General features: G+C 48.0%; 4 tRNA genes and 1 rRNA gene. All 5 read left to right on the top strand.

What is annotated here, in order from left to right:
- The first annotated feature begins 65 nt into the window (after window positions 1-65).
- The 5 genes from rrf to VK90_RS27080 all read left to right on the top strand — a co-directional run bounded on the left by rrf (window position 66) and on the right by VK90_RS27080 (window position 526).
- Window positions 66-181: ribosomal RNA gene (rrf, locus tag VK90_RS27100) — 5S ribosomal RNA — on the top strand.
- Between the two features lie 5 nt (window positions 182-186).
- Window positions 187-262, top strand: a tRNA-Val gene (locus VK90_RS27095).
- A gap of 4 nt (window positions 263-266) precedes the next feature.
- Window positions 267-342 (top strand) — tRNA-Thr (locus VK90_RS27090).
- Window positions 343-355: 13 nt separating this feature from the next.
- Window positions 356-431, top strand: a tRNA-Lys gene (locus VK90_RS27085).
- 14 nt (window positions 432-445) lie between these two features.
- Window positions 446-526 (top strand) — tRNA-Leu (locus VK90_RS27080).
- Window positions 527-565: the final 39 nt, after the last annotated feature.

The following is a 565-nucleotide window of genomic DNA, read 5'->3' as shown; positions in this document are numbered from 1 at the left end:
ATAAAAAACTTGTTGACTTTAAAAGTTAAATGAGTTACAATAATTCTTGTCTTAAATGAATACAGTCTGGTAATGATGGCAGAGAGGCCACACCCGTTCCCATACCGAACACGGAAGTTAAGCTCTCTAGCGCCGATGGTAGTTGGGACCTTGTCCCTGTGAGAGTAGGACGTCGCCAGGCAATTCGGAGGATTAGCTCAGCTGGGAGAGCACCTGCCTTACAAGCAGGGGGTCGGCGGTTCGATCCCGTCATCCTCCACCATTTAGCCGGCTTAGCTCAATTGGTAGAGCAACTGACTTGTAATCAGTAGGTTGGGGGTTCAAGTCCTCTAGCCGGCACCAGTTTTTATTGTACGAGCCATTAGCTCAGTTGGTAGAGCATCTGACTTTTAATCAGAGGGTCGAAGGTTCGAATCCTTCATGGCTCACCATTTTAATAAAATATGCGGGTGTGGCGGAATTGGCAGACGCACCAGACTTAGGATCTGGCGCCTTTGGCGTGGGGGTTCGACTCCCTTCACCCGCACTTTTAATAAAATAACTCATACATGTCTTGCGGAAGTAG

The organism is Bacillus sp. LK2, from assembly GCF_001043575.1.
GTDB lineage: Bacteria > Bacillota > Bacilli > Bacillales > Bacillaceae_G > Bacillus_A > Bacillus_A paramycoides.
This window is presented reverse-complemented; position numbering and strand designations above follow the sequence as displayed.